Here is a 25,901-nt window from a genome sequence, read left to right as displayed (position 1 = left end):
TGCGCAAACGGTATCGGAGAGGTGTCCCGCAGAGCCTGGGGAGGTTCACTGATATGTTGTACGATAAATCCCTTGAGAAGGATAACTGTGGTTTCGGCCTGATCGCCCACATAGAAGGCGAACCTAGCCACAAGGTAGTGCGTACCGCCATACACGCGCTGGCCCGTATGCAGCACCGTGGCGCAATTCTTGCCGATGGCAAAACCGGCGATGGTTGCGGCTTGCTGTTACAAAAACCTGACCGTTTTTTCCGCATTGTTGCGCAAGAGCGCGGCTGGCGTTTAGCTAAAAACTACGCCGTTGGCATGATCTTTTTAAATAAAGACCCCGAACTGGCGGCGGCATCTCGTCGCATTGTTGAAGAAGAATTGCAGCAGGAAACCCTGTCGATCGTAGGCTGGCGCGACGTGCCAACCAACGAAGGTGTTCTCGGTGAAATAGCCCTTTCCTCCCTGCCTTGTATTGAGCAAATTTTTGTCAACGCCCCTGCTGGCTGGCGTCCACGCGATATGGAGCGCCGCCTGTTCATCGCACGCCGTCGTATCGAAAAACGCCTCCAGGACGATAAAGACTTCTACGTCTGTAGCTTATCGAATCTGGTCAATATCTATAAAGGTCTGTGCATGCCGGCGGATCTGCCGCGCTTTTACCTGGACCTGGCAGACCTGCGTCTGGAATCGGCCATCTGCCTGTTCCACCAGCGCTTCTCCACCAACACCGTGCCGCGCTGGCCACTGGCGCAGCCATTCCGCTATCTGGCGCACAACGGAGAAATCAACACCATTACCGGCAACCGCCAGTGGGCGCGCGCCCGTACCTATAAGTTCCAGACCCCGCTGATCCCGGATCTGCACGACGCCGCGCCGTTTGTTAACGAAACCGGCTCAGACTCCAGTTCGATGGATAACATGCTGGAACTGTTGCTGGCTGGCGGGATGGACATTATCCGCGCCATGCGCTTACTGGTTCCACCGGCCTGGCAGAACAACCCGGATATGGATCCGGAACTGCGCGCGTTCTTTGATTTTAACTCCATGCACATGGAACCATGGGACGGCCCGGCAGGTATTGTCATGTCAGACGGTCGTTTTGCCGCCTGTAACCTTGACCGTAACGGCCTGCGCCCGGCGCGCTATGTCATCACCAAAGACAAACTGATTACCTGCGCCTCTGAAGTCGGGATCTGGGATTATCAGCCGGATGAAGTGGTCGAGAAAGGTCGCGTCGGACCGGGCGAACTGATGGTTATCGATACCCGCAGCGGACGCATTCTGCATTCCGCCGAAACTGATGACGACCTGAAAAGCCGTCACCCGTACAAAGAGTGGATGGAGAAGAACGTCCGCCGTCTGGTGCCGTTCGAAGACCTGCCAGACGATCAGGTCGGCAGCCGCGAACTGGACGATGACACACTCGCCAGCTACCAAAAACAGTTTAACTACAGCGCCGAAGAGCTAGACTCCGTCATTCGGGTACTGGGAGAAAACGGTCAGGAAGCCGTTGGGTCAATGGGTGACGATACTCCGTTTGCCGTGCTCTCCAGCCAGCCGCGCATTATTTATGACTACTTCCGCCAGCAGTTTGCGCAGGTCACCAACCCGCCGATCGACCCGCTGCGTGAAGCACACGTCATGTCGCTGGCCACCAGCATCGGTCGTGAGATGAACGTCTTCTGCGAAGCCGAAGGCCAGGCGCACCGCCTGAGCTTTAAATCGCCGATCCTGCTGTACTCCGATTTCACCCAGCTCACCACCATGAAAGAGGAGCATTATCGCGCTGACCGTCTGGATATCACCTTTGATGCGACCGAAACTACGCTCGAAGAGACCGTCAAAGCATTGTGCGATAAGGCGGAACAGATGGTGCGCAACGGCACGGTGTTGCTGGTACTCTCTGACCGTAACATCGCCAAAAACCGTCTGCCGGTTCCAGCGCCAATGGCTGTGGGCGCAGTGCAAACCCGTCTGGTAGAACAAAGCCTGCGCTGCGACGCCAACATCATCGTTGAAACCGCCAGCGCCCGTGACCCGCACCATTTTGCTGTGCTGCTCGGTTTTGGCGCGACGGCAATCTATCCGTATCTCGCCTATGAAACATTGGGACGTCTGATCGATACCCAGGCGATTGCCAAAGATTACCGGACCGTGATGCTGAACTACCGTAACGGTATCAATAAAGGTCTGTACAAAATCATGTCCAAGATGGGCATCTCGACCATTGCCTCTTACCGCTGCTCGAAGCTGTTTGAAGCCGTTGGTCTGCACGATGATGTAGTTGCGTTGTGCTTCCAGGGTGTGGTTAGCCGCATCAGCGGCGCAGGATTTACCGACTTCCAGCAGGATCTGCTAAACCTCTCCAAACATGCATGGCTGGCGCGTAAACCCATCAGCCAGGGCGGTTTGCTGAAGTACGTCCATGGCGGCGAATACCACGCCTACAACCCGGACGTGGTGCGCACGCTACAACAGGCGGTGCAAAGCGGCGAGTACAGCGACTATCAGGAATACGCCAAGCTGGTCAACGAGCGCCCAGCGGCCACGCTGCGCGATTTGCTGGCGATTACGCCTGGCGATGAAGCAGTAAGCATTAACGACGTCGAACCTGCGACCGAACTGTTTAAGCGCTTTGATACCGCTGCCATGTCTATCGGCGCATTAAGCCCGGAAGCACACGAAGCGCTGGCCGAAGCCATGAACAGCATCGGCGGCAACTCGAACTCCGGTGAAGGCGGTGAAGACCCGGCGCGCTATGGCACCAATAAAGTGTCACGCATTAAGCAGGTAGCTTCCGGTCGCTTTGGCGTAACCCCGGCGTACCTGGTCAACGCCGATGTTATCCAGATTAAAGTCGCTCAGGGCGCGAAGCCTGGCGAAGGCGGTCAGTTACCGGGCGACAAAGTCACCCCGTACATCGCCAAACTACGCTATTCAGTACCGGGCGTGACGCTGATCTCCCCACCGCCGCACCATGATATCTACTCCATCGAGGATTTAGCGCAGCTGATTTTCGACCTCAAACAGGTCAACCCGAAGGCGATGATCTCGGTGAAACTGGTTTCCGAACCGGGAGTCGGCACGATCGCCACCGGCGTGGCGAAAGCCTATGCGGATCTGATCACCATCGCCGGCTACGACGGCGGCACCGGTGCAAGTCCGCTCTCCTCCGTGAAATATGCGGGCTGCCCGTGGGAACTCGGCCTGGTGGAAACCCAGCAGGCGCTGGTGGCTAACGGTCTGCGTCACAAAATTCGTCTGCAGGTCGATGGCGGTTTGAAAACTGGCGTCGATATCATTAAAGCAGCGATTCTGGGTGCAGAGAGCTTCGGTTTCGGTACCGGCCCAATGGTCGCGCTGGGCTGTAAATATCTGCGTATTTGCCACCTGAACAACTGCGCAACCGGTGTTGCAACTCAGGATGAGAAACTGCGTAAGAACCACTATCACGGCCTGCCGTTCAAAGTGACCAACTACTTTGAATTTATCGCTCGTGAAGTGCGCGAGCTGATGGCGCAACTGGGCGTTACCCGCCTGGTGGATCTGATTGGTCGTACCGACCTGCTCAAGGAGCTGGATGGATTTACCGCCAAACAGCAGAAGCTGGAACTGTCTCGTCTGCTGGAAACCGCCGAACCGCATCCGGGTAAAGCGCTGCATTGCACCGAGAACAACCCGCCGTTTGATAACGGCGTGCTGAACGCCCAGCTGTTGCAGCAGGCGAAGCCGTTCGTCGATGAGCACCAGAGCAAAACCTTCTGGTTCGATATCCGCAACACCGACCGTTCCATTGGCGCGTCGTTATCAGGTTATATTGCCCAGACTCACGGCGATCAGGGGCTGGCGTCTGACCCGATCAAAGCGCACTTCAGCGGTACTGCAGGCCAGAGCTTTGGCGTGTGGAACGCGGGCGGCGTGGAGCTGTATCTGACCGGCGATGCCAACGACTATGTCGGTAAAGGCATGGCGGGCGGCCTGCTGGCGGTACGTCCTCCGGTTGGCTCTGCTTTCCGTAGCCATGAGGCGAGCATCATCGGTAACACCTGCCTGTATGGCGCCACCGGTGGTCGCCTGTTTGCTGCGGGTCGTGCGGGTGAGCGCTTTGCGGTGCGTAACTCCGGCGCAATTACCGTGGTTGAAGGTATTGGCGACAACGGCTGTGAATACATGACCGGCGGCATCGTCTGTATTCTCGGCAAAACCGGCGTTAACTTTGGCGCAGGCATGACCGGCGGATTCGCCTACGTGCTCGACGAAGACGGTGAATTCCGCAAACGCGTAAACCCGGAACTGGTCGAAGTGCTGAACGTGGACTCGCTGGCTATCCACGAAGAGCACCTGCGCGGCCTGATTACCGAGCACGTACAGCATACCGGTTCTTCACACGGCGAAGAGATCCTGGCTAACTGGCCCGCGTTCTCAGCGAAATTCGCGCTGGTAAAACCAAAATCCAGTGATGTGAAAGCACTGTTGGGTCACCGTAGTCGTAGCGCAGCTGAGCTGCGTGTGCAGGCGCAGTAAGGGGTAGCAGCAATGAGTCAGAACGTATACCAATTTATCGACCTGCAGCGCGTTGATCCGCCAAAGAAACCGCTGAAGATCCGTAAGATCGAATTTATCGAGATCTACGAGCCGTTTTCTGAAGGTCAGGCCAAAGCACAGGCAGATCGCTGCCTGTCCTGCGGTAACCCGTACTGCGAGTGGAAATGCCCGGTACATAACTACATCCCGAACTGGCTGAAGCTGGCTAACGAAGGACGTATTTTTGAAGCAGCAGAGCTGTCGCACCAGACCAACACGCTGCCGGAAGTTTGCGGTCGTGTCTGTCCGCAGGACAGGCTGTGCGAAGGTTCATGTACGCTGAATGACGAATTCGGCGCAGTGACCATCGGCAATATCGAGCGTTATATCAACGATAAAGCCTTCGAGATGGGTTGGCGTCCGGATATGACCGGCGTTCGCCAGACGGACAAACGCGTGGCGATTATCGGTGCGGGTCCGGCAGGTCTGGCCTGTGCGGATGTACTGACCCGCAACGGCGTGAAGGCCGTTGTGTTTGATCGCCACCCGGAAATCGGTGGTCTGCTGACCTTCGGTATCCCGGCCTTCAAGCTGGAAAAAGAGGTGATGACCCGCCGTCGTGAAATTTTCACCGACATGGGCATCGAGTTCAAACTCAACGTCGAAGTGGGCCGTGACGTGCAGCTCGAAGCGTTACTGAAGGATTACGACGCTGTGTTCCTGGGCGTCGGCACATACCAGTCGATGCGCGGCGGGCTGGAAAACGAAGATGCTGATGGCGTGTTTGATGCCCTGCCGTTCCTGATTGCCAATACCAAACAGTTGATGGGCTTTGGCGAAAGCAGCGACGAGCCATACACCAGCATGGAAGGCAAACGCGTCGTCGTACTCGGCGGCGGCGATACCGCGATGGACTGCGTGCGCACTTCGGTTCGCCAGAATGCTGCACACGTCATCTGCGCCTATCGTCGCGACGAAGAGAACATGCCGGGTTCCAAACGCGAAGTGAAAAACGCGCGTGAAGAAGGCGTCGAGTTCCAGTTCAACGTCCAGCCGTTAGGCGTGGAAGTGAATGCCAACGGGAAAGTGTGCGGCGTGAAAATGGCGCGCACCGAAATGGGCGAACCGGATGCGAAAGGTCGCCGTCGTGCGGAGATCGTCGCCGGTTCCGAACACGTTGTTCCGGCTGATGCGGTGGTCCTGGCGTTTGGTTTCCGCCCACACAGCATGGAATGGTTGAAAGAGCACAGCGTCGAACTGGATTCACAGGGGCGCATTATTGCTCCGGAACGCAGCGACAACGCTTTCCAGACCAGCAACCCGAAAATCTTCGCCGGTGGCGACATCGTGCGTGGTTCGGATCTGGTGGTCACCGCAATTGCCGAAGGTCGTAAAGCGGCTGACGGGATCATGAATTACCTGGAAGTGTAAGTCAGCTTTTTCTGGCATCTTATCGTCCTCCGGGGATAAGATGCCAAATTCCTTCCGCAATACTGCCAAACCTGTAGATTAAGCCAGTATCACAACTCATTTTCTACGGTGTTCGCCATGCCTGGCGGCGTATTCAGCTATATCCTGCTGAACCCACTTTTTAATCGTAGCCTTGCAATATCCCCGGAGGTCAGTCATGCAGAATAACACCATCACCCTAACTCAAACCCGTCTGCAGGGGCGTGAAGGATTGTGGCAAATCACGATTGAAAACGGGCGTTTTAGCCGTATTGCCCCCCAGGAAACAGCATCTGCGCCACAGGGCGAGGTGCTTGATGCTGAAGGCGGGCTGGCCATTCCCCCTTTCGTTGAACCACACATCCACCTCGACACAACGCAAACGGCAGGGGAGCCCAGTTGGAACCAATCGGGTACGTTGTTTGAAGGTATTGAGCGCTGGGCCGAACGCAAGGCGATGCTCACCCACGAAGACGTGAAGACCCGCGCCATGCAGACCCTCAAGTGGCAGATGGCCAACGGCATCCAGTATGTCCGGACTCACGTAGACGTTTCCGATCCTACGCTGACGGCACTGAAAGCCATGCTGGAGGTGAAGCAAGAAGTCGCGCCGTGGGTAGAGCTGCAAATTGTCGCCTTCCCGCAAGAGGGTATTCTTTCTTACCCCAACGGCGAAGCGCTGTTAGAAGAAGCCGTGCGTTTGGGTGCCGACGTCATTGGCGCAATTCCTCACTTTGAATTCACGCGTGAATATGGCGTTGAATCGCTGCACAAAACTTTCGCCCTGGCGCAGAAGTATGACCGACTTATCGATGTGCACTGTGACGAGATTGATGATGAGCAATCGCGCTTTGTTGAAACCGTCGCGGCGCTGGCACATCGCGATGGCATGGGATCGCGCGTGACAGCCAGCCACACCACGGCGATGCATTCCTACAACGGCGCATATGCTTCCCGCCTTTTCCGTCTGTTAAAAATGTCAGGTATTAACTTCGTAGCGAATCCGCTGGTGAATATTCACCTGCAAGGACGTTTTGACACCTATCCTAAGCGCCGTGGCATCACCCGCGTCAAGGAGATGCTGGAGGCGGACATCAATGTTTGCTTTGGCCATGATGACGTTTTTGACCCGTGGTACCCGTTGGGAACCGCGAATATGCTGCAAGTTCTGCATATGGGATTACACGTGTGTCAGTTGATGGGGTACGGACAAATCAATGATGGGCTAAATCTCATCACCACCCACAGCGCGAAAACCCTACACTTACAGGACTACGGTTTAACTATTGGAAATTCCGCTAACCTGGTGATTTTACCTGCAGAAAATGGATTTGATGCGGTTCGCCGCCAGACACCGGCACGTTATTCAATTCGCCATGGGCGGGTTATTGCCGAGACCGTGCCAGGTCAGACAACGCTCCATCTGGCACAGCCAGAAGCAGTAACGTTTAAGCGCTAGATTTTCTTTTCGGAAATAGCCGCAGACTCACAGCCTGCGGCAAAAACTTATGGCGAAATATTTTCTGTCAGGCAGCTAACAAACTGGCGCGCACCTTCACAACAACTTTTTTGATTTCCGCTGGAGTCCCCGCCACACAGCCCGGTTTATGTGGTTCTCCCGGCATGAAAATTGCGAACGTACCAGGGATGAGCGTAATGGCCTGTTCATCATGAATTTCAGCGCACAGCTGGTAATCCTCTGCAATATGCATCTCTTCACACTGTCGGGCAGACCCCGTCATACCAAACAGAATACGCTCTTCACCCGCCAGCAGTACCTGAATATCAATATATTGCTCGTGCAACTCCGCTTTCTTTTGCTCCGGTTGCTGCGTAACAAACTGCATAACGTTCATAAAGACATTCTCGCCTTGCAGCTCATAGCGCCCCGGTGCTTTATCCTGCGGTTTTGCCGCAACAGCCTGCGTTAATGCCTGCTGCAATACCGGATGCAATCCAGCAGAAAGCTGAGACTGTAAATCCCCTGACATCATCATCATTCTCCCTGGGCCAACAGCGCGGCCCCCAGTAGTCCAGCGTCATGACGGTAATGTGCCGCCAGTAATTTCACGTGATAAGCCGCGGGTTCCTGTACCAGCCAGGCTTTCACCTGCGCCAGATAACCTTCAGCCAACCCGACGCTTCCGCCAATAACAACGCACTGGCAGTCGGTTGTTGCCTTCACATCGGCAATCAGACGTGCCAACGTGCATGCCGATCGCTGGATCAATTGACACGCCTGCTCGTCCCCCTGTCCGGCCCAGCTAAAAATAGTTTTTGCATCACATCCAGCAAGTGAGCCTTCGGCTGCCGCTGCAATCCCACGGCCAGAAGCGATAGCTTCCACGCACCCCACACGTCCACAACCACATTGCGGGCCATTCGGATCCGCCAGTGTATGACCTACATGCCCCGCCAGCCCCCCGGCCCCGGTTAACAACTTTCCGTTGCTAACCACGCCGCCACCAACACCGGTCGAGACAGTAATAAACGCCATATCGTGGTATTCCCCGCCAAGTGCATGATATTCAGCCCACGCAGCGGCCTGTGCGTCATTCACCGCCAACGTCGGGAGACCGGTGAGAGACTCCAGCGTTTGCACCAGCGGGAAATGCATCAATCCCCCCAGATTTAATGGATTCAGTGCCAGGAGCGCGCCCTCACGGATGATGCCGGTCGAGGCAATCGCCACGCGCTGAGCCTGCGCCAGCAACGGCTCAATCAGCGCTTCCAGGGCAGCTCGCAGCGCTTGTGGTGTTTTGCTGGCGGGTGTCGGAAGTTCGTGACGGTCACGCATTTGCAGGCGACCATCCACCAGTGCAGCGGCCAGTTTAGTGCCGCCGATATCAATCGCCAGGGTGGTCATAGCGCGGCCTTCTTCATCGCCGTGGTGTACCACTGGCAAATGTGTTCCAGTCGGGTAATAGCAGAACCCACTGTCACCGCCCAGGCCCCGTGACGCATGGCTTCAGCTGCTTGTGCTGGCGTGTTATAGCGTCCTTCGGCTATCACCCGACACCCGGCATCACGTAACGCTTTCACCAGCGCCAGATCCGGCTCATCTGGTGTTTCTGGTGTCGTATAACCCGACAGCGTCGTACCAATAATTTCCGCGCCGAGTTGCCGGCAGGCCAGGCCGTCTTCCAGCGATGAACAGTCGGCCATGGCCAGACAGTGATGTTGATGAATTCGTGCCAACAGTGCGGCGACGGGAACAGGGCGCACGCGGTCTGTACCATCAATCGCTATAATGTCAGCGCCCGCCTGCGCCAACGCATCGACATCATCTAAAAATGCAGTGATGCGTACCGGGGAGTCAGCAAGATCGCGTTTCAGAATACCTATAATTGGCAGCGAAACGACCGCCCGGGTCACCCGCAGGTTCTCCACGCCTTCAATACGCAGCGCCACCGCACCCGCCTGCTCGGCTGCCAGCGCCATGGCGGCGACAATTTCAGGTTTATCCAGCGGGCTGTCAGGAACGGGCTGGCAGGAGACAATCAGTCCGCCATCAGCGGCAATTTTTTTATCCAGTAGCTCAAGTAACGACATACATCTTCCCTTTCGAATCTTGCCCGGCTCAACGCCGGGCAAGCGGATTAACTTTTTGATTTCACCATGGTGCTTTTATCGCCGCCAAACGGCACTGCCCCACTAAACGGTTTACCATCAATGGCATCATGTGTACGTAGTGCTTCAGGCCGCAGCCAGCGCTGTACACGAGACGGCATATCAAGACCAATCAGCAGGATCACCACAAATGTCAGGCCGAAAGAGAGCGATCCCAGCGCAGTACCCAGATCCAGACGTTGTGCAATCAGCGCTCCGATGATCGGCGCCAGTGCCCCACCAAGTGCCCCGACGTTGTAGGTAAACCCCAGGCCTGCGGCACGTTGGTCGGTATCGAAATAACCACCAATGAGTTTTGGTAAGATCCCGGAGATCCCCTGCCCAAGCATTTGCTGGAAAAACAGCAGTAAACCCAGGACCCAGACGTTGGCTCCGCCAATCGCAAACACAGGGATAATCAGCAACTGCGAGGCCAGCAGACTGCACACATAAGCCTTACGGGTACCCAGCCAGTCGCCAAGGAAACCACCGACGCAGCAGCCAACCGCCGCACCAAAGCCGCTAAAGAACAGGACCCTGGCAACCGTTGAAGGGTCATACATCAGTTCAGTTTTCAAATACGTTGGCAGCAGCGCCTGAATCGGCCACGAGTAGAGAAACGCGGACAGCACGACAACCATCAACATCACCCCCGTCGGCCAACGTTTACCGCTGCTTTGCACCATAAAGCTAATGAAGATGAAGGCACACATCAGCCCGAGGATCGCCACGATTGCCGCATTTTGCAGGTCGCCCGCAAAACAGAACCACAGCGCAGTCGCCGCTACGATGGTCATCAAGATATTGATTACCCGATGTTCGCCCCGATAGAGAATGTCCACCATCGTGCGTACCGGCGCTTTACCTTCGTGTTTTTCTTTCCAGTCCTCTGCCTCCGGAATATTTTTACGCAGCCAGAGGGCAAAGATAATCGGCAGAATGCCGATGAAGAACAGCGCACGCCATCCCCAGACCGGAACCACCAGGCTATAAACCTGGGCGGCAATCACTGCGCCAACGGAGAAACCGGAAATCAGGAAGCCACTGGCTTTGTTTCGCAGGTGCTTAGGCCAGCTTTCAATAACGTAGGTGGCGCTGGAGCCGTACTCGCCGGCCATTCCCATACCGATAACCAGGCGGGCGATAAACATGGTGGTGTAGCCCGGTGCGAAGCCGCAGGCCAGCGTCCCCACAGAGAATAGAATGATGCTGGTGACCATTGCCAGGCGACGTCCATAGCGGTCACCCATCGCACCCAGCATTAACCCGCCAAACCAGCGAGAGATGAAGGCGGCTGAAATCAGGCTGGCCGCCTGCACCGTCGTCAAACCGAATTCACCTTGTACTTCTGTCAGCACAAGGGCGATTAACACAAAATCAAAACCATCAAGCAGATACCCCAACCAGGCGGCAGAAAATGCCCGCCATTGTGCCCGGTTGAGATGGCGATACCACGGGATGCTCTGGGGTGAAGTACGCATTTTACTCTCCCGACGATCTTTTGTTGTTGTGCCGGATGGCGGCTTCGCCTTTTTCCGGCCTACGGTCGAAAAATCCAGGCCGGGCAAGCAAAGCGCCCCCGGCTACCCGCGGTTACGCTTTTTCCGCCAGCAGTTGGTTTGCCAGCGCTTTCAGTTCTGGCAAATATTGTTCATCTACGGGAGCGAACGGTTTACGGCACAACGGTACAGAAACCACATCCATATAGTGCAGTACCGTTTTCAGACCGCGGAATACGCCAACCTTGATGAGCAGATCGATAACCTTATTGCACTCGGTTTGCAGCTTTTGTGCAGCCCGGATATCGCCTTCTTTGAGCGCTTTCACAATTCCCTGATAACGCCACCCCATGATGTTGTAAGTGCTACCGATACCCCCATCTGCACCCGCCAACAGACCCGAAGCGAAGATCTCGTCATAGCCGTTATAAAGCACCAGATCGGGGTGAGCGCGGCGGATCTGTTCCATCTGATAGAGATCGCCTGAGGTTTGCTTCAGCGCGCCAACACCCGGCAACGTCACCAGCGTGTTGATCTGATCCAGCGTCAGTTTTACGCCGCTCAGTGCCGGGATGTTATAGACCACCATCGGTAAACCCTCAGCGGAATCAATAATTGCGCGGTAGTGATCGCAATGTTCTTCAAAGCTGAACGGATAGTAAAACGGGGTAACAGCGGAAACTGCGTCAAAACCATAACGGTGTGCGGCGCTCGCCAGCTGCTGGCTTTCTTCAGTACTCACCGTGCCAACGTGGGCAATTAAGGTCACTTTACCTTTCGCTTCTTCAGCAACAATTTCCAGCACCTGCTCTCTTTCAGCACGGTTCTGCACAAAAGCTTCCCCCGTTGAGCCACCAACATAGAGCCCATCAACGCCCTGCCCGATGTTGAAGCGCACCAGACGACGCAGGCTCTCGATATCCAGTCGCTGTTGGTTATCGAATGGGGTTAACAATGCCGGCATTACGCCTTTTAAATCTCTTGCCATAACGACCTCTGTCAATGATTAGTGTTGACTGACTGCATACCTTTATACCTGTTATACCAGATCAAATAAGCAGCAATACAATACGGAACGCTTATAGTGCGATCTGCTTCACTAAAAGATCGTCAGGATCGCGATCACTTACGCAATTTTTTGTTTTTACTGAGGGCGTGCCAGGTGGCGGAAACGCTGTTGAGATGTTCTTGTAATGCGCGGTCGGCTTCATCAGGATCATGCTGACGAATAGCCTCAACAATATCAATGTGTTGTTGATAACTCACGTTATTGTGCTCGTACAGCTCTTGATCGGGGACGGTTGGACGTGCGGCAATCAGCCAGTCCAGCAGCGCGACGTGGATCGCCATAAAGATAGGATTACCGGGGATCTCTGCCAGCACACGGTGGAAGTCAACGTCTGAACGGATGAAGAGCGCATTGTCTTCCAGCGACTGACTGTTGATCTCCAGTGCTTTCGCCAGTCTGTCGATTTGCTCGTCAGTGGCATGCTCTGCGGCATAACGCACCAGGCTGGATTCAAAGAACAAGCGCAGCTGCTCAAAATGGGAAATACCACCAGGATGTGAGAGAAAATCTTTCGCCATGCCGGACAGTTCACTGATAATCGTATCGGCCGAAGGACGTGAAACGCGGGCGCGTTCACCGTTGTTAATTTGCACCAGACCTTTGCGTTTTAACGCGGCCAGGGCTTCTCGTACAGAAGGACGGCCAACATTGAAGAAAGCCATCAGTTCTCGTTCTGACGGCAACTGTTCCCCTTCGCCAAATTCCCGACGGCGAATCATCTGCTCCAGTTCTTCTTCAACCATTTCAGACAGTTTTTTACGCGCCAGCGGGCGGCTGCGTAAGCTACGGCCAATGGTGGATGGAGAGTCTTCAGCTTGCGAATCAAATGCGTTCATAGGGTCCATTCAGCTAAGTCGTGGTGACAAATAACAGCGGGTTCATCGTAACACAGGATCGAAAGCAGGGTGAAATGGTGGTCAGTGGGGGATAAGCTCATACAAATAATATATAAAATTTCTATATTTAAATATGAATGATTGAGTGGACAGTTTTTTATTACCATGGAGGAAAACTAACTTTATGAAATCTGCGAATATGATCTTTAAAATAAATCATAACGCACTATTTTTAAACGAAAAATAACCAATGCTCGATTATAAAAACACGATATCCACTCCAAAATAAATGCCAGAAAAAATATAACATCCGCATTTAAAACAGCGTTATTACCGGATTTATCTTCTTCTCTGGCATGGAGTGAAAAAATGTTCGGCATTATTATCTCTGTCATCGTTTTATTAACGATGGGTTACCTGATCCTCAAAAACTACAAACCACAGGTAGTACTGGCAGCAGCCGGGATCTTCCTGATGATCTGCGGCGTCTGGTTGGGGTACGGCGCACTGGTCGCCAGCGACAAAAGCAGCGGTTATCTGCTGGTCGATATTTATAATGAAATTCTACGTATGCTTTCAAACCGGTCGGCAGGCCTTGGGCTGTCCATCATGGCAGTAGGCGGTTATGCCCGCTATATGGACAGAATGGGAGCCAGCCGGGCAATGGTCAGCCTGTTGAGCCGCCCACTCAAGCACATCCGCTCACCCTATATTGTGCTTGCCGCGACGTATGTAATTGGTCAAATCATGGCACAGTTCATCACCAGTGCTTCCGGATTGGGCATGCTGCTGATGGTTACGCTCTTCCCAACGCTGGTCAGCCTGGGCGTGAGCCGTTTATCCGCGGTAGCGGTCATTGCCACCTCAATGTCGATTGAATGGGGCATTCTGGAAACTAACTCAATTTTCGCCGCACAGGTTGCGGGGATGAAAATAGCCACTTATTTCTTCCACTACCAACTTCCTGTCGCATCCTGCGTCATCATCGCCGTCGCCATCGCACACTTTTTCGTTCAACGCCGGTTTGATCAAAAAACACAACCAGACAGCACAGGCTTCAGTGAACAAAAGACGCTGGAAGATGTGCCGCCACTCTATTACGCCATTTTACCGGTGATGCCGCTGCTCCTGATGTTGGGTTCGCTGTTGCTGGCGCATATGGGATTAATGCAGGCAGAGTTGAATCTGGTGGTGGTGATGCTAATGAGCTTGACGCTGACCATGTTTGTGGAGTTTCTTCATAAACATAATCTGCGTGAGACTATGGATGATGTGCAGGCGTTTTTTGACGGCATGGGAACACAATTTGCCAACGTCGTCACACTGGTGGTGGCCGGTGAGATCTTTGCCAAGGGTTTAACCACTATCGGCACCGTTGATGCGGTGATTAAAGGTGCGGAACACTCCGGGCTTGGCGGTATCGGTGTGATGATCATTATGGCCGTGGTTATCGCCGCCTGTGCAATTGTAATGGGATCCGGGAATGCACCGTTTATGTCATTCGCCAGTCTGATCCCGGATATTGCTGCGGGGCTGCATATTCCTGCGGTTGTGATGATTATGCCGATGCACTTCGCCACCACGCTGGCACGTGCGGTTTCACCGATTACCGCTGTGATTGTCGTGACATCCGGTATTGCTGGCGTGTCGCCTTTTGAGGTAGTAAAACGGACAGCCATCCCAATGGCGATAGGATTTGTGGTCAATATGATTGCCACTATCGCGCTGTTTTATTGATATCTGACGCAGAATGCAAAACAGGCCCGCAAGGGCCTGTTTGATTATTTCACTACGCGTAGCGCCGGACGCCCACCGCGAGGAGGCGGCGGTGTGTCGTCAGGATCGTCATCGTGATTATCCGGTTTATCGCCATCAATCACCGACATCACCGTTTCGTTTTCGCCTTCAGGCACGACATCGTCATCATTGAGGCTGTCGACATCTTCGTCATAGGCCGCTTCAGGTTCAAACATCGTTCCTGCGCCGTTTTCACGGGCATAGATCGCGAGTACCGCCGCCAGTGGTACGGAAACGTTGCGCGGCACGCCGCCAAAGCGCGCGTTAAAGCGCACTTCGTCGTTTGCCAGTTCCAGATTGCCCACGGCACGCGGCGCAATATTCAAAACAATTTGCCCGTCACGTGCATATTCCATCGGAACCTGCACGCCCTGGAGCGTCACATCCACCACCAGGTGCGGCGTGAGCTGGTTGTCTAGCAACCACTCATAGAATGCGCGCAGCAGATACGGACGGCGTGGCGTTAACTGTGGCAAATCCATACAGGTTAACCCCGGCCCAGACGCATTTCACGTTCAGGCTCAGTCAGAGAAGCCAGGAAAGAGTCACGTTCGAAGACGCGAGTCATGTACCCTTTCAGTTCTTTCGAACCCGCACCGTTGAATTCAATACCCAGCTGCGGTAAACGCCACAGCAGCGGCGCCAGGTAGCAATCTACCAGGCTGAACTCATCGCTCAGGAAGTAAGGTTTCTGGCCAAATACTGGCGCAATTGCCAGCAGTTCTTCGCGCAGACGCTTACGCGCGACTTCGGCTTCAGAAGCAGAACCGTTCACGATGACGTTCATCAGCGTGTACCAGTCTTTTTCAATACGCTGCATGTACAGGCGGCTCTCACCACGCGCAACCGGGTAAACCGGCATCAGCGGAGGATGCGGGAAACGCTCATCCAGGTATTCCATAATGATGCGAGATTCCCACAGGGTCAGCTCACGATCCACCAGTGTCGGGACGCTCTGATTCGGGTTGAGGTCGATCAGATCCTGCGGTGGATTGTCCTTTTCCACGTGCTCAATCTCGAAACTAACACCTTTTTCAGCCAGCACGATGCGGACCTGATGGCTATAGATGTCAGTAGGACCAGAAAACAGCGTCATTACCGAACGTTTGTTGGCAGCGACAGCCATGAAAACCTCCAGGTATATTCAGAATTTTTACTGCTACCAGCCACTATGTGACCAGCCAGAAGTGATGTCACCCAGATTCGGGAAAGTCATTACTGTTCAAAATACAAACAAAAAATGAACAATACCGGATATTTGGGCAGAAAATTGGATGATAGTTTACCAGATTTTGTGACCTTTGTGGTGAGTCGATTCTGGAAATGGGGAAAAAGAGGTGGCAATCAGCGGATTACCGTGGTTCTACGCGGAGAAATAACCATAAAAAAACCCGCCGAGGCGGGTTTTTTCGCAAATTGTCGTCTGCCGGAGCAGAGTACAATTAACGTTTGGAGAACTGAGGACGACGACGTGCTTTACGCAGACCGACTTTCTTACGTTCAACCTGACGAGCATCACGGGTAACGAAGCCAGCTTTACGCAGTTCGCCACGCAGGGATTCGTCGTACTCCATCAGAGCGCGGGTGATACCGTGACGGATCGCACCAGCCTGACCAGAGATACCACCACCTTTAACAGTGATGTACAGATCCAGTTTCTCAACCATGTCGACCAGTTCCAGCGGCTGACGAACTACCATGCGGGCAGTTTCACGACCGAAGTACTGTTCCAGAGAACGTTGGTTGATTACGATTTTACCACTGCCCGGTTTGATGAAAACGCGAGCTGCGGAACTTTTGCGGCGACCAGTGCCGTAGTATTGATTTTCAGCCATTGCCTATAATCCCGATTAGATGTCAAGAACTTGCGGTTGCTGTGCCGCGTGGTTGTGCTCGTTGCCAGCGTAAACTTTCAGTTTACGGAACATAGCACGACCCAGCGGGCCTTTTGGCAGCATGCCTTTAACCGCGATTTCAAGCACACGCTCAGGACGGCGAGCAATCATCTCTTCAAAGGTCGCTTGTTTGATACCACCGATGTGGCCGGTGTGGTGATAGTACACTTTGTCAGTACGCTTGTTGCCGGTTACAGCAACTTTGTCAGCGTTCAGAACGATGATGTAATCACCGGTATCTACGTGCGGAGTGTATTCCGCTTTGTGCTTACCGCGCAGGCGCAGAGCCAGTTCGGAAGCCAGACGGCCCAGAGTTTTACCGGTCGCGTCAACAACATACCAGTCGCGTTTTACGGTTTCTGGTTTAGCTGTAAAAGTTTTCATTAAAAGCTTACCCAAATAAATAAGTTACACGTTGGTGAACACCCAAACGTTTTGTCAGTTGAGGTTCACACGACATTGTCCAGCAAACCTACCCCTTCGAATAGCCTATGCCGGCGCATAGAAAGTTTTGGGAAAAAAACTCTCTCGTAACGTGGGGTCGCAAGATTATAGAGAAGTCAGGGTCAAAGATCGACCCCTTTATGTGATTTGCGGCAGGTTTAACCGGCTAAATGTTCCCGCTTCAGATACTCCTCGCTTTGCATCTCCTGCAAACGCGACAAACAACGCTGGAATTCAAACTTCAGGCGCTCGCCCTGGTAGATTCCATATAAAGGCGCTGCGGCGCTGACCACCAGCTTAACGTGGCGTTCGTAGAACTCATCAACCAGCGCGATAAAGCGTCGTGCCTCACTCTCCATCAGCGTCGTCATGACCGGTACATCAAACAACAGCACAGTGTGGAACAGGCGCGACAGTGCAATGTAGTCATGCTGGCTACGCGCATCGACACAGAGCGTAGTGAACGATACCGCCAGCGTTTGGTTTTCGACGGCCAGCGTCTGCATCGGACGATGATTGATCTCCAGCGTCGGCGCATGTTCACCTTTGGTTCCCGCTAATGCCAGCCAGAGTTTATCCATCTGTTGGCGGGTTTCCTCATTCAGTGGCGACAGCCACAAATGCGCCTGCGTTAAGGTGCGCAGACGATAATCGACGCCAGCATCAACATTCATGATGTCGCAATGCTGTTTGATAGCATCAATGGCAGGAAGAAAACGCGCACGTTGCAAACCGTTACGATACAGTTCATCTGGCGGAATATTGGAGGTCGCGACCAGCGTAATGCCACGGGCAAACAGCGCCTTCATCAGGCCGCCGAGCAGCATGGCATCGGTGATGTCAGAAACAAAAAACTCGTCAAAGCACAGCACATCCGTTTCGGTTTTGAAGCGGTCAGCAATCACTTCCAACGGGTCGGTCTGGCCTTGCAGAGCCGTCAGCTCTTCATGCACGCGCAGCATGAAGCGGTGAAAGTGCAAACGCTGTTTACGTCCGCCAGGCAGGCTATGGTAGAACAAATCCATCAGCCAGGTTTTCCCGCGCCCTACGCCCCCCCACATATACAGACCACGCACTGGCGTGTTTTCTTTCGGCTCACGTTTACCCAGCAATTTACCAAAGCGGGCCATCAGTCCACTCTCCTGCGCCGCTGGAGGTGCAATCGTCGTGAGCTCCTGGTAAATCGTTTCCAGTCGATTCACCGCTTCTTGTTGTACGTTGTCGGGTTGATGGCTGCCGTCGTTAAGGGCCTGCAGGTATCGCGATGTCGGGGAAAGGCTTTGCATGATGTTATTGTTATTCCTTGAGAATCGATGTGCCGTCGCTCACGGTTGACGAAAAAAAGGCCGTTCTACATTACGTGATATAAACACGGGATTCCACTTCTACGGGATTAGCGGTTATAGTGGCATAATCAGGCGCAGGCATGGAGCCTAAAGCCAACACCCTACGGAAACACAAGACAACGGGAGATGTTCATGACCTGGGAATATGCGCTAATTGGGTTAGTCGTCGGTATCATTATTGGTGCTGTAGCCATGCGTTTTGGTAATCGTAAATTACGCCAACAGCAGGCATTACAGTACGAACTGGAAAAGAACAAAGCTGAACTGGAAGAGTACCGCGAAGAGCTGGTGAGTCATTTCGCCCGCAGCGCTGAGCTACTGGATAACATGGCTGATGATTATCGTCAGATCTATCAGCATATGGCGAAAAGCTCCAGCAGCCTGCTGCCGGGCATGTCAGCGGAAAACAACCCATTCCGCAATCGTCTGGCTGAGTCTGAAGCAGGTAACGATCAGGCGCCGGTTCAGATGCCGCGTGACTATTCCGAAGGGGCTTCCGGCCTGCTGCGTAGTGGCGCAAAGCGCGACTAACCGCACATCGTTAAGAAATTTATTGGGCGCAGCAATTGCGCCCTCCGCTTCTCTTCCCGTCCCAGCTATTATTTAGTCGTTAGCCTCATTGTGACCAAACCGAAAATTCAATAACATCAAACTGTTTTGAATCATCTTCCGTTTACTCAAGGTACGAGAGCAGGATCCATGAAAAAACAAACCCAGCTGTTGAGTGCATTAGCGTTAAGTGTCGGGTTAACTCTCTCGGCGCCATTCCCGGCCGCAGCGTCGATTCCCGGTCAGGTTCCCGGGCAGGCTGCGCTCCCCAGCCTCGCCCCGATGCTGGAGAAAGTGTTACCTGCCGTGGTGAGCGTAAGGGTCGAAGGTACCGCCACTCAGGGGCAGAAAGTCCCGGAAGAGTTCAAAAAGTTTTTTGGTGATGATCTTCCCGATCAACCTTCCCAACCTTTTGAAGGGTTAGGTTCCGGGGTCATTATTGATGCCGCCAAAGGCTACGTCCTGACCAATAACCACGTCATTAACCAGGCGCAAAAAATCAGCGTCCAGCTTAATGATGGCCGTGAGTTCGACGCTAAGCTTATCGGCAGCGACGATCAGAGCGACATCGCTCTGCTGCAAATTCAGCATCCCAGCAACCTGACGCAAATTGCCATTGCCGACTCCGACAAACTCCGCGTGGGTGATTTCGCGGTAGCCGTGGGTAACCCGTTTGGTTTGGGACAAACTGCCACCTCTGGCATTGTATCGGCTTTGGGGCGCAGCGGGTTGAACCTCGAAGGTCTGGAAAACTTTATTCAGACTGACGCTTCCATCAACCGGGGTAACTCTGGCGGTGCATTGCTTAACCTCAACGGTGAGCTGATTGGTATTAACACCGCGATTCTGGCTCCCGGCGGCGGCAGCATTGGGATCGGCTTTGCTATCCCCAGTAACATGGCGCGTACGCTGGCGCAGCAGTTAATGCAGTTTGGCGAAATCAAACGCGGTCTGTTGGGTATTAAAGGGACTGAAATGACCGCTGACATCGCTAAAGCATTCAAACTGGATGTACAACGTGGCGCGTTTGTCAGCGAAGTTCTGCCTAACTCTGGTTCCGCAAAAGCGGGGGTGAAATCCGGTGATGTTATTACCAGTCTTAACGGCAAACCGCTCAGTAGTTTCGCCGAACTGCGTTCACGTATTGCGACAACCGAACCGGGGACCAAAGTCAAACTGGGCCTGCTGCGTAACGGTAAACCACTGGACGTTGAAGTGACGCTGGATACCAGTACATCATCTTCCGCCAGTGCGGAAATGATTGCTCCGGCGTTGCAAGGAGCCACGCTCAGCGACGGGCAGCTAAAAGATGGTGCCAAAGGCATTCGAATTGATAACGTTGAAAAAAGTAGCCCAGCTGCACAGGCCGGCCTGCATAAAGATGACGTTATCATCGCCGTTAACCGCGATCGGGTGAACTCGATTGCCGAAATGCGCAAAGTGCTGGAAACGAAACCGTCAATCATTGCTCTGCAGGTCGTTCGTGGAAACGAGAGTATTTACCTGCTTTTGCGTTAACCAGGACAACCGGACATCAGCCCCCCGTGTGATGTCCGGTAAACTCGTGATATGCTGCTGCCGTTCCCTTTTTTAATGACGCCGCCATCATGTTTGTGAAGCTTTTACGTTCGGTCGCGATTGGTTTAATCGTCGGCGCCATTCTGCTGGCCGCGATGCCCTCTTTGCGAAAAATTAATACGCTTACCGCACCACAGTTCGACAGCACAGATGAAACACCTGCCAGCTATAACCCGGCAGTTCGCCGTGCTGCGCCTGCCGTGGTCAACGTGTACAACCGCAGTATGAACAGCACGACGCATAACCAGCTTGAGATCCGCACGCTCGGTTCAGGCGTGATCATGGATCAGCGCGGCTATATCATCACCAACAAACATGTCATTAATGATGCCGACCAAATCATCGTCGCATTGCAGGATGGGCGTGTCTTTGAAGCGCTGCTTGTTGGCTCCGATACCTTAACCGACCTTGCGGTGCTGAAAATCAACGCAGCAGGTGGGCTGCCGACGATCCCGATTAATAACAAACGTGTACCGCATATTGGTGATGTCGTGCTTGCCATTGGTAACCCGTACAACCTCGGGCAAACCATCACTCAGGGGATCATCAGCGCCACGGGTCGTATTGGCCTGAACCCAACGGGTCGGCAAAACTTCCTGCAAACAGATGCATCCATTAACCATGGTAACTCTGGCGGTGCGCTGGTTAATTCTCTGGGTGAGTTGATGGGGATTAACACACTGTCGTTTGATAAAAGCAATGATGGTGAAACGCCGGAAGGGATTGGCTTTGCCATTCCGTTTCAACTGGCGACGAAAATCATGGATAAGCTGATTCGTGACGGGCGCGTTATTCGTGGCTACATCGGCATCAGTGGGCGTGAAATTGCACCGCTGCATGCACAAGGTAGCGGCATGGATCAAATTCAGGGGATTGTCGTGAACGAAGTGGCACCGGATGGTCCGGCGGCCCAGGCCGGAATTCAGGTCAACGACCTCATCATTTCGGTCAATAATAAACCGGCAGTATCAGCGCTGGAGACCATGGATCAGGTCGCTGAGATTCGCCCCGGTTCGGTTATCTCTGTGGTCGTGATGCGCGATGATAAGCAGTTGACGCTGCAGGTCACGATTCAGGAATATCCGGCGACCAACTAACGCGGATATAAAAAAACCGGAAATCATCCGGTTTTTTTAACATTTCGATGGGCTTGTAGGCCGGATAAGGTGTTTACACCGCATCCGGCATCTGTATGCCTGATGGCGACGCAAAACGTCTTATCAGGCCTACCGAAAAGCGTTATTTAACGAACTCTTCGCCCAGCGTGATATCTTTCTTCAGCGTGTCCAGCATGCCTTCCAGCGAGCTTTGTTCGAACGCGCTCAGTTTACCGATGGACTGACGTTCTTCTACGCCATTTTTGCCCAGCAGCAGCGGCTGAGAGAAGAAGCGAGCGTATTGGCCATCGCCTTCAACGTAAGCGCATTCCACCACACCTTTTTCGCCGCTCAGCGCGCGAACCAGTGACAGACCGAAACGAGCTGCAGCCTGACCCATAGACAGGGTTGCAGACCCGCCACCGGCTTTTGCTTCCACAACTTCAGTACCCGCGTTCTGAATACGTTTGGTCAGGTCAGCCGCTTCTTGTTCAGTGAAGCTTACGCCAGGAATTTGTGACAGCAGCGGCAGAATGGTCACACCAGAGTGTCCACCGATAACCGGGACTTCAACGTCGCCAGGCTGCTTGCCTTTCAGTTCCGCCACAAAGGTGTTGGAGCGGATGATGTCCAGCGTAGTTACGCCAAACAGTTTGTTCTTATCGTATACGCCTGCTTTTTTCAGCACTTCAGCAGCGATAGCTACGGTCGTGTTCACTGGGTTAGTGATGATACCGATACACGCTTTCGGACAGGTTGTAGCAACCTGCTGCACCAGATTCTTCACGATGCCAGCATTCACGTTAAACAGGTCAGAACGATCCATACCTGGTTTACGTGCAACACCCGCAGAAATCAGCACCACGTCAGCACCTTCCAGTGCAGGGGTCGCATCTTCACCGCTGAAGCCTTTGATTTTCACAGCAGTAGGGATATGGCTCAAATCAACGGCCACACCAGGCGTTACTGGAGCGATGTCGTACAGGGAGAGTTCTGAACCTGAAGGCAGTTGGGTTTTTAACAGTAATGCTAGCGCCTGACCGATACCACCAGCAGCGCCGAGGACTGCAACTTTCATCCTAAACTCCTTATTATATTGATAAGCAAAATGTCTATTGCTCCGCGGCGGCGACCTTAATTCACAAATCCAACGAATTCAATAACCACGCTTCAAGAATGCGTAGTCACGCAAATTTGGCTTTTATGCATTTAACTTACGTAAAATAAAACCTAAGTTACGTAATTCAAAACCACTCGCACAGTAGAGCAACTTTCCAACAGGTGCTGACAATATACCCTACAGCCCTCTCAAAACAACATCAATTTGATAACATTTAATTTACTTTTAATCTTATTTGCGAGCCGTGACACAGGCATGTTTCTTGATAACGAAATTTGATAAAATCCCGCTCTTTCATAACATTATTTCAGCCTTGAACGAGGCAGACCGTTTGCATAAAAATTCATCTGTATGCACAATAATGTTGTTTCTACCGCCATATTACGGGTGACTTATGCGAAGCTCGGCTAAACAAGAAGAATTAGTTAAGGCGTTTAAAGCGCTACTTAAAGAAGAAAAATTCAGCTCTCAGGGCGAAATAGTCCTCGCGTTGCAGGATCAGGGCTTTGATAATATCAACCAGTCCAAGGTTTCACGCATGCTGACCAAGTTTGGTGCCGTGCGTACCCGCAATGCGAAAATGGAAATGGTGTACTGTCTGCCTGCAGAGCTGGGAGTCCCGACAACGTCAAGCCCGTTGAAAAATCTGGTGCTGGATATCGACTACAACGATGCCGTTGTCGTTATTCATACCAGCCCAGGCGCTGCGCAGCTGATTGCCCGCCTGCTGGATTCACTGGGTAAAGCAGAAGGCATTCTTGGAACGATTGCTGGTGACGATACCATCTTCACCACACCGGCCAAAGGTTTTACGGTAAAAGACCTGTACGAAGCCATTCTGGAACTGTTTGAACAAGAACTGTAATCCCCTTCCCCGTCACGCCCAGTGGCGGGGGAAAAATCTCTCTTTTCTGCTCCCCTCCGCAACTTTCCACTACCGAACATTTAACAAATAGTGCGTTTCACCGCCAAAATACATTCACACAGTGAATGATACACATCAAAAACGCACAATTTGCAAAATATCGTATCTGAATGAATTAATTGATTTTATTTTCAAAAATAAGTTCTAACCTGTATTTTTAATTCCATATAGTTATAAAAAATACTTTTTTTAACACTTAATTACCACGGAAACAATTAGCGTGGTATTAATTTATCACGTGATTAGTGTATACTTGATTTTGTGATGAGGGTCACGAAACAAAGACCCTTAATAAAAGAATTCGACGAGGTAAATATCATGAAAATCAAAACCACTGTTGCAACTTTAAGCCTTCTCTCAGTTCTCTCTTTCGGTGCAAGCGCCGCTGTTAATCAGGTGAACTCGCAAGAAGCACAAAATCTGCAATCCATGGGTACCATCTCTGTATCTCAGATCGGTAGCTCACCAATGGATATGCGTCAGGCAATCGCCGCTAAAGCAGAAAAAGCGGGCGCCAGCAGCTATCGTGTCACTGAACTCCGTGAAGGTGCTCACTGGCATGCAACCGCAGAATTGTACAAATAAACCCTCGTCGTCTAGTCCGACGACTTGCCCCCGCCTGCCGGGGGCTTTTTTATGCCTGTTTTGAGTGGCGAACGTTAAAGCGTAACTGTCCTTCGAGCTCTTCTTCTGCTTCATCGAACAGTAAAATTAGCGCGCCATATCGCCTGCGTAACTTATCCGGTAAATGGACAAATTCGATTTCCAGAGGTAACGGTAAGATTTCCCCAACCACAACCTCCCACAAAGAATCTAAATCAACCACCTTTTCCCGGGCCAGACCGAATGTACGTGCAAACTCACGGTAGAAATCACTCTGATTTTCAATCTCGTCAAAATCAAACGTATAGATATTCATCTATAGCCACCATCCCGACGCCAGTTACTCAACAGACCACCGATATGCAGGGTCTTCCTCAACCTGTTTCCCCTGTATCCCGCCAGCAAAATTTTATGCTCCTGCGATCCAGGCATCGTTTATCACCCCAGCTAAATGCTCGTCTTAAGTATAGCCCTGCCTCAGTGTGCGTAATACGTCAGGAATGAACTGTTCATCGTTTAGACAAAGAGAGATACATCACATTTTTGTGCAAGCCTATGGCTGCGTTTCAGAAACAGTATGAAACACGTTGGCCATAACTTTCTGAAAAATAATAGATCAGATATTGATATGATTTTTTCAATATAAAAATCATATCAATAACCGTATTTATCATATTTGATTTGAAATTGAAGCCGCCACAAAATGCCTGCGACTGAATAGTCTCTGGAGTCGATATGTCCATGTCTGTTGTCAACGATACCCCGTATGAAGCGGCTGAAATTCTGCGTGCTGCAAAACCCAATTTTCATCCACGTGTCGCTCTGATACTTGGGTCAGGTCTGGGGGCACTTGCCGATCGCATGGAAAATAAAACCACGCTTTCATATCAACAATTACCTGGGTTTCCGGTCAGCACCGTAATCGGCCATGCCGGGGAAGTGGTAATGGGAACGCTTTATGGTATCAACCTCATCTGCATGAAGGGGCGTGGGCATTTTTATGAAGGGCTGGGGATGGGCATCATGACCCATGCCGTACGTACCTTTAAACTGTTGGGCTGCGAATTTTTATTCTGTACCAACGCCGCGGGTTCGCTGAACGTAGATATTCCTGCAGGTAGTCTGGTCGCCCTCAACGATCACATCAACACCATGCCATCTACCCCACTTGTCGGGCCGAACGATGAACGCTTTGGTCCTCGCTTCTTTAGCCTCGCTAACGCATACGATCGCGAACTGCGCCAGCAGCTTCACGGAGCCGCAGAGCAGTTGGGTATCACGCTTCATGAAGGGGTTTTTGTCTCTTATCCTGGACCTAATTTTGAGACAGCTGCGGAGATTCGCATGATGCAGCGTATGGGCGGCGATGTCGTCGGTATGTCGGTGGTACCGGAAGTGATAGCTGCACGCCACTGTGGCCTGAAAGTACTGGCCGTTTCAGCCATCACGAATATGGCTGAAGGCCTCAGTGATGTTGAGCTTTCCCATGAACAAACGCTGAAATGCGCTGCCATGGTAACTGAAGATTTTATTCGTTTGATCGGCCAGTTCCTCAAGCAGTACGCCTGATC

The 25,901-nt window shown here is 52.6% G+C and carries 23 protein-coding genes and 1 pseudogene; 11 read left to right on the top strand and 13 right to left on the bottom strand.

What is annotated here, in order from left to right; translation table 11 throughout:
- Positions 1 to 53: 53 nt before the first annotated feature.
- From gltB to I6L54_RS03795, 4 genes and pseudogenes are all read left to right on the top strand, one after another.
- Positions 54 to 4,514 (top strand): glutamate synthase large subunit, encoded by a 4,461-nt coding sequence (gene gltB, locus I6L54_RS03805; protein WP_137378419.1) that lies wholly within the window; start codon positions 54 to 56, stop codon positions 4,512 to 4,514.
- A 12-nt stretch (positions 4,515 to 4,526) separates the two neighbouring features.
- A complete protein-coding gene (locus tag I6L54_RS03800; RefSeq protein ID WP_040234145.1) occupies positions 4,527 to 5,945 on the top strand; it encodes a glutamate synthase small subunit in 1,419 nt (472 codons plus the stop codon).
- A gap of 108 nt (positions 5,946 to 6,053) precedes the next feature.
- Positions 6,054 to 6,152, top strand: a pseudogene (locus I6L54_RS24200) (hypothetical protein); the annotation flags it as partial.
- Positions 6,142 to 7,422: a cytosine deaminase gene (locus I6L54_RS03795; RefSeq protein WP_040234146.1), complete on the top strand. Its 1,281-nt coding sequence runs from the start codon at positions 6,142 to 6,144 to the stop codon at positions 7,420 to 7,422. The pseudogene I6L54_RS24200 and the gene I6L54_RS03795, both read left to right, overlap by 11 nt.
- Before the next feature lie 67 nt (positions 7,423 to 7,489).
- Here the strand turns inward: I6L54_RS03795 and nanQ are convergent, their stop codons facing one another.
- The 6 genes from nanQ to nanR form a co-directional block, all read right to left on the bottom strand.
- Entirely contained in the window at positions 7,490 to 7,957 is a 468-nt protein-coding gene (nanQ, locus tag I6L54_RS03790; protein ID WP_040234182.1) for an N-acetylneuraminate anomerase, read from the bottom strand.
- A 2-nt stretch (positions 7,958 to 7,959) separates the two neighbouring features.
- Positions 7,960 to 8,829 carry an N-acetylmannosamine kinase gene (gene nanK / locus I6L54_RS03785; RefSeq protein WP_040234148.1) on the bottom strand — a complete coding sequence of 290 codons (870 nt, stop codon included), beginning with the start codon at positions 8,827 to 8,829 and terminating at the stop codon, positions 7,960 to 7,962.
- Positions 8,826 to 9,515 (bottom strand): N-acetylmannosamine-6-phosphate 2-epimerase, encoded by a 690-nt coding sequence (locus tag I6L54_RS03780; protein WP_040234151.1) that lies wholly within the window; start codon positions 9,513 to 9,515, stop codon positions 8,826 to 8,828. Before I6L54_RS03780 ends, nanK begins: the two co-directional genes overlap by 4 nt.
- A gap of 47 nt (positions 9,516 to 9,562) precedes the next feature.
- On the bottom strand, positions 9,563 to 11,053 hold the full coding sequence (locus tag I6L54_RS03775; protein ID WP_040234153.1) for an MFS transporter: 1,491 nt from the start codon (positions 11,051 to 11,053) through the stop codon (positions 9,563 to 9,565).
- 112 nt (positions 11,054 to 11,165) lie between these two features.
- Positions 11,166 to 12,059: an N-acetylneuraminate lyase gene (gene nanA / locus I6L54_RS03770; protein WP_040234155.1), complete on the bottom strand. Its 894-nt coding sequence runs from the start codon at positions 12,057 to 12,059 to the stop codon at positions 11,166 to 11,168.
- A gap of 134 nt (positions 12,060 to 12,193) precedes the next feature.
- A complete protein-coding gene (nanR, locus tag I6L54_RS03765; RefSeq protein WP_040234156.1) occupies positions 12,194 to 12,985 on the bottom strand; it encodes a transcriptional regulator NanR in 792 nt (263 codons plus the stop codon).
- 360 nt (positions 12,986 to 13,345) lie between these two features.
- Between nanR and dcuC the strand changes: the two genes are divergently transcribed.
- On the top strand, positions 13,346 to 14,713 hold the full coding sequence (dcuC, locus tag I6L54_RS03760) for an anaerobic C4-dicarboxylate transporter DcuC (RefSeq protein ID WP_005121346.1): 1,368 nt from the start codon (positions 13,346 to 13,348) through the stop codon (positions 14,711 to 14,713).
- A gap of 44 nt (positions 14,714 to 14,757) precedes the next feature.
- On the opposite strand, the gene sspB is transcribed toward dcuC, so the two are convergent.
- From sspB to zapE, 5 genes are all read right to left on the bottom strand, one after another.
- Positions 14,758 to 15,255 carry a ClpXP protease specificity-enhancing factor gene (sspB, locus tag I6L54_RS03755; RefSeq protein ID WP_005121347.1) on the bottom strand — a complete coding sequence of 166 codons (498 nt, stop codon included), beginning with the start codon at positions 15,253 to 15,255 and terminating at the stop codon, positions 14,758 to 14,760.
- A gap of 5 nt (positions 15,256 to 15,260) precedes the next feature.
- Positions 15,261 to 15,899, bottom strand: a complete 639-nt coding sequence (gene sspA / locus I6L54_RS03750; protein ID WP_003025132.1) for a stringent starvation protein SspA — start codon at positions 15,897 to 15,899, stop codon at positions 15,261 to 15,263.
- A gap of 316 nt (positions 15,900 to 16,215) precedes the next feature.
- Entirely contained in the window at positions 16,216 to 16,608 is a 393-nt protein-coding gene (gene rpsI, locus I6L54_RS03745) for a 30S ribosomal protein S9 (protein ID WP_003025138.1), read from the bottom strand.
- 15 nt (positions 16,609 to 16,623) lie between these two features.
- Positions 16,624 to 17,052 carry a 50S ribosomal protein L13 gene (gene rplM, locus I6L54_RS03740; RefSeq protein ID WP_003025141.1) on the bottom strand — a complete coding sequence of 143 codons (429 nt, stop codon included), beginning with the start codon at positions 17,050 to 17,052 and terminating at the stop codon, positions 16,624 to 16,626.
- 218 nt (positions 17,053 to 17,270) lie between these two features.
- On the bottom strand, positions 17,271 to 18,398 hold the full coding sequence (zapE, locus tag I6L54_RS03735) for a cell division protein ZapE (RefSeq protein ID WP_040234158.1): 1,128 nt from the start codon (positions 18,396 to 18,398) through the stop codon (positions 17,271 to 17,273).
- 192 nt (positions 18,399 to 18,590) lie between these two features.
- Between zapE and zapG the strand changes: the two genes are divergently transcribed.
- The 3 genes from zapG to degS all read left to right on the top strand — a co-directional run bounded on the left by zapG (position 18,591) and on the right by degS (position 21,682).
- Positions 18,591 to 18,989 carry a Z-ring associated protein ZapG gene (zapG, locus tag I6L54_RS03730; protein ID WP_005121352.1) on the top strand — a complete coding sequence of 133 codons (399 nt, stop codon included), beginning with the start codon at positions 18,591 to 18,593 and terminating at the stop codon, positions 18,987 to 18,989.
- Positions 18,990 to 19,157: 168 nt separating this feature from the next.
- Positions 19,158 to 20,525 (top strand): serine endoprotease DegQ, encoded by a 1,368-nt coding sequence (degQ, locus tag I6L54_RS03725; RefSeq protein ID WP_040234159.1) that lies wholly within the window; start codon positions 19,158 to 19,160, stop codon positions 20,523 to 20,525.
- Positions 20,526 to 20,614: 89 nt separating this feature from the next.
- Complete coding sequence (gene degS / locus I6L54_RS03720) at positions 20,615 to 21,682, top strand: outer membrane-stress sensor serine endopeptidase DegS (protein ID WP_005121354.1); 1,068 nt, start codon at positions 20,615 to 20,617, stop codon at positions 21,680 to 21,682.
- Between the two features lie 142 nt (positions 21,683 to 21,824).
- Here degS and mdh read toward each other — a convergent pair whose 3' ends face one another.
- Complete coding sequence (gene mdh / locus I6L54_RS03715; protein ID WP_040234161.1) at positions 21,825 to 22,760, bottom strand: malate dehydrogenase; 936 nt, start codon at positions 22,758 to 22,760, stop codon at positions 21,825 to 21,827.
- Between the two features lie 436 nt (positions 22,761 to 23,196).
- Between mdh and argR the strand changes: the two genes are divergently transcribed.
- Positions 23,197 to 23,667 (top strand): transcriptional regulator ArgR, encoded by a 471-nt coding sequence (gene argR, locus I6L54_RS03710; protein ID WP_003025162.1) that lies wholly within the window; start codon positions 23,197 to 23,199, stop codon positions 23,665 to 23,667.
- Positions 23,668 to 24,045: 378 nt separating this feature from the next.
- Positions 24,046 to 24,312, top strand: a complete 267-nt coding sequence (yhcN, locus tag I6L54_RS03705; protein WP_005121357.1) for a peroxide/acid stress response protein YhcN — start codon at positions 24,046 to 24,048, stop codon at positions 24,310 to 24,312.
- 49 nt (positions 24,313 to 24,361) lie between these two features.
- Here yhcN and I6L54_RS03700 read toward each other — a convergent pair whose 3' ends face one another.
- Positions 24,362 to 24,646: a barstar family protein gene (locus I6L54_RS03700; RefSeq protein WP_005121358.1), complete on the bottom strand. Its 285-nt coding sequence runs from the start codon at positions 24,644 to 24,646 to the stop codon at positions 24,362 to 24,364.
- Positions 24,647 to 25,071: 425 nt separating this feature from the next.
- Here I6L54_RS03700 and xapA point away from each other — a divergent pair, with 425 nt between their 5' ends.
- Positions 25,072 to 25,899 (top strand): xanthosine phosphorylase, encoded by an 828-nt coding sequence (gene xapA / locus I6L54_RS03695; RefSeq protein WP_425514911.1) that lies wholly within the window; start codon positions 25,072 to 25,074, stop codon positions 25,897 to 25,899.
- Positions 25,900 to 25,901 lie beyond the last annotated feature (2 nt).

Source organism: Citrobacter pasteurii (assembly GCF_019047765.1).
Taxonomy (GTDB): domain Bacteria; phylum Pseudomonadota; class Gammaproteobacteria; order Enterobacterales; family Enterobacteriaceae; genus Citrobacter; species Citrobacter pasteurii.
This window is presented reverse-complemented; position numbering and strand designations above follow the sequence as displayed.

Bases quoted from the DNA above. Each gene is read 5' to 3' on its own strand.
- gltB (WP_137378419.1), top strand. From the start codon at position 54: ATGTTGTACGATAAATCCCTTGAGAAGGATAACTGTGGTTTCGGCCTG.
- I6L54_RS03800 (WP_040234145.1), top strand. From the start codon at position 4,527: ATGAGTCAGAACGTATACCAATTTATCGACCTGCAGCGCGTTGATCCG.
- I6L54_RS03795 (WP_040234146.1), top strand. From the start codon at position 6,142: ATGCAGAATAACACCATCACCCTAACTCAAACCCGTCTGCAGGGGCGT.
- nanQ (WP_040234182.1), bottom strand. From the start codon at position 7,957: ATGATGTCAGGGGATTTACAGTCTCAGCTTTCTGCTGGATTGCATCCG.
- nanK (WP_040234148.1), bottom strand. From the start codon at position 8,829: ATGACCACCCTGGCGATTGATATCGGCGGCACTAAACTGGCCGCTGCA.
- I6L54_RS03780 (WP_040234151.1), bottom strand. From the start codon at position 9,515: ATGTCGTTACTTGAGCTACTGGATAAAAAAATTGCCGCTGATGGCGGA.
- I6L54_RS03775 (WP_040234153.1), bottom strand. From the start codon at position 11,053: ATGCGTACTTCACCCCAGAGCATCCCGTGGTATCGCCATCTCAACCGG.
- nanA (WP_040234155.1), bottom strand. From the start codon at position 12,059: ATGGCAAGAGATTTAAAAGGCGTAATGCCGGCATTGTTAACCCCATTC.
- nanR (WP_040234156.1), bottom strand. From the start codon at position 12,985: ATGGACCCTATGAACGCATTTGATTCGCAAGCTGAAGACTCTCCATCC.
- dcuC (WP_005121346.1), top strand. From the start codon at position 13,346: ATGTTCGGCATTATTATCTCTGTCATCGTTTTATTAACGATGGGTTAC.
- sspB (WP_005121347.1), bottom strand. From the start codon at position 15,255: ATGGATTTGCCACAGTTAACGCCACGCCGTCCGTATCTGCTGCGCGCA.
- sspA (WP_003025132.1), bottom strand. From the start codon at position 15,899: ATGGCTGTCGCTGCCAACAAACGTTCGGTAATGACGCTGTTTTCTGGT.
- rpsI (WP_003025138.1), bottom strand. From the start codon at position 16,608: ATGGCTGAAAATCAATACTACGGCACTGGTCGCCGCAAAAGTTCCGCA.
- rplM (WP_003025141.1), bottom strand. From the start codon at position 17,052: ATGAAAACTTTTACAGCTAAACCAGAAACCGTAAAACGCGACTGGTAT.
- zapE (WP_040234158.1), bottom strand. From the start codon at position 18,398: ATGCAAAGCCTTTCCCCGACATCGCGATACCTGCAGGCCCTTAACGAC.
- zapG (WP_005121352.1), top strand. From the start codon at position 18,591: ATGACCTGGGAATATGCGCTAATTGGGTTAGTCGTCGGTATCATTATT.
- degQ (WP_040234159.1), top strand. From the start codon at position 19,158: ATGAAAAAACAAACCCAGCTGTTGAGTGCATTAGCGTTAAGTGTCGGG.
- degS (WP_005121354.1), top strand. From the start codon at position 20,615: ATGTTTGTGAAGCTTTTACGTTCGGTCGCGATTGGTTTAATCGTCGGC.
- mdh (WP_040234161.1), bottom strand. From the start codon at position 22,760: ATGAAAGTTGCAGTCCTCGGCGCTGCTGGTGGTATCGGTCAGGCGCTA.
- argR (WP_003025162.1), top strand. From the start codon at position 23,197: ATGCGAAGCTCGGCTAAACAAGAAGAATTAGTTAAGGCGTTTAAAGCG.
- yhcN (WP_005121357.1), top strand. From the start codon at position 24,046: ATGAAAATCAAAACCACTGTTGCAACTTTAAGCCTTCTCTCAGTTCTC.
- I6L54_RS03700 (WP_005121358.1), bottom strand. From the start codon at position 24,646: ATGAATATCTATACGTTTGATTTTGACGAGATTGAAAATCAGAGTGAT.
- xapA (WP_425514911.1), top strand. From the start codon at position 25,072: ATGTCTGTTGTCAACGATACCCCGTATGAAGCGGCTGAAATTCTGCGT.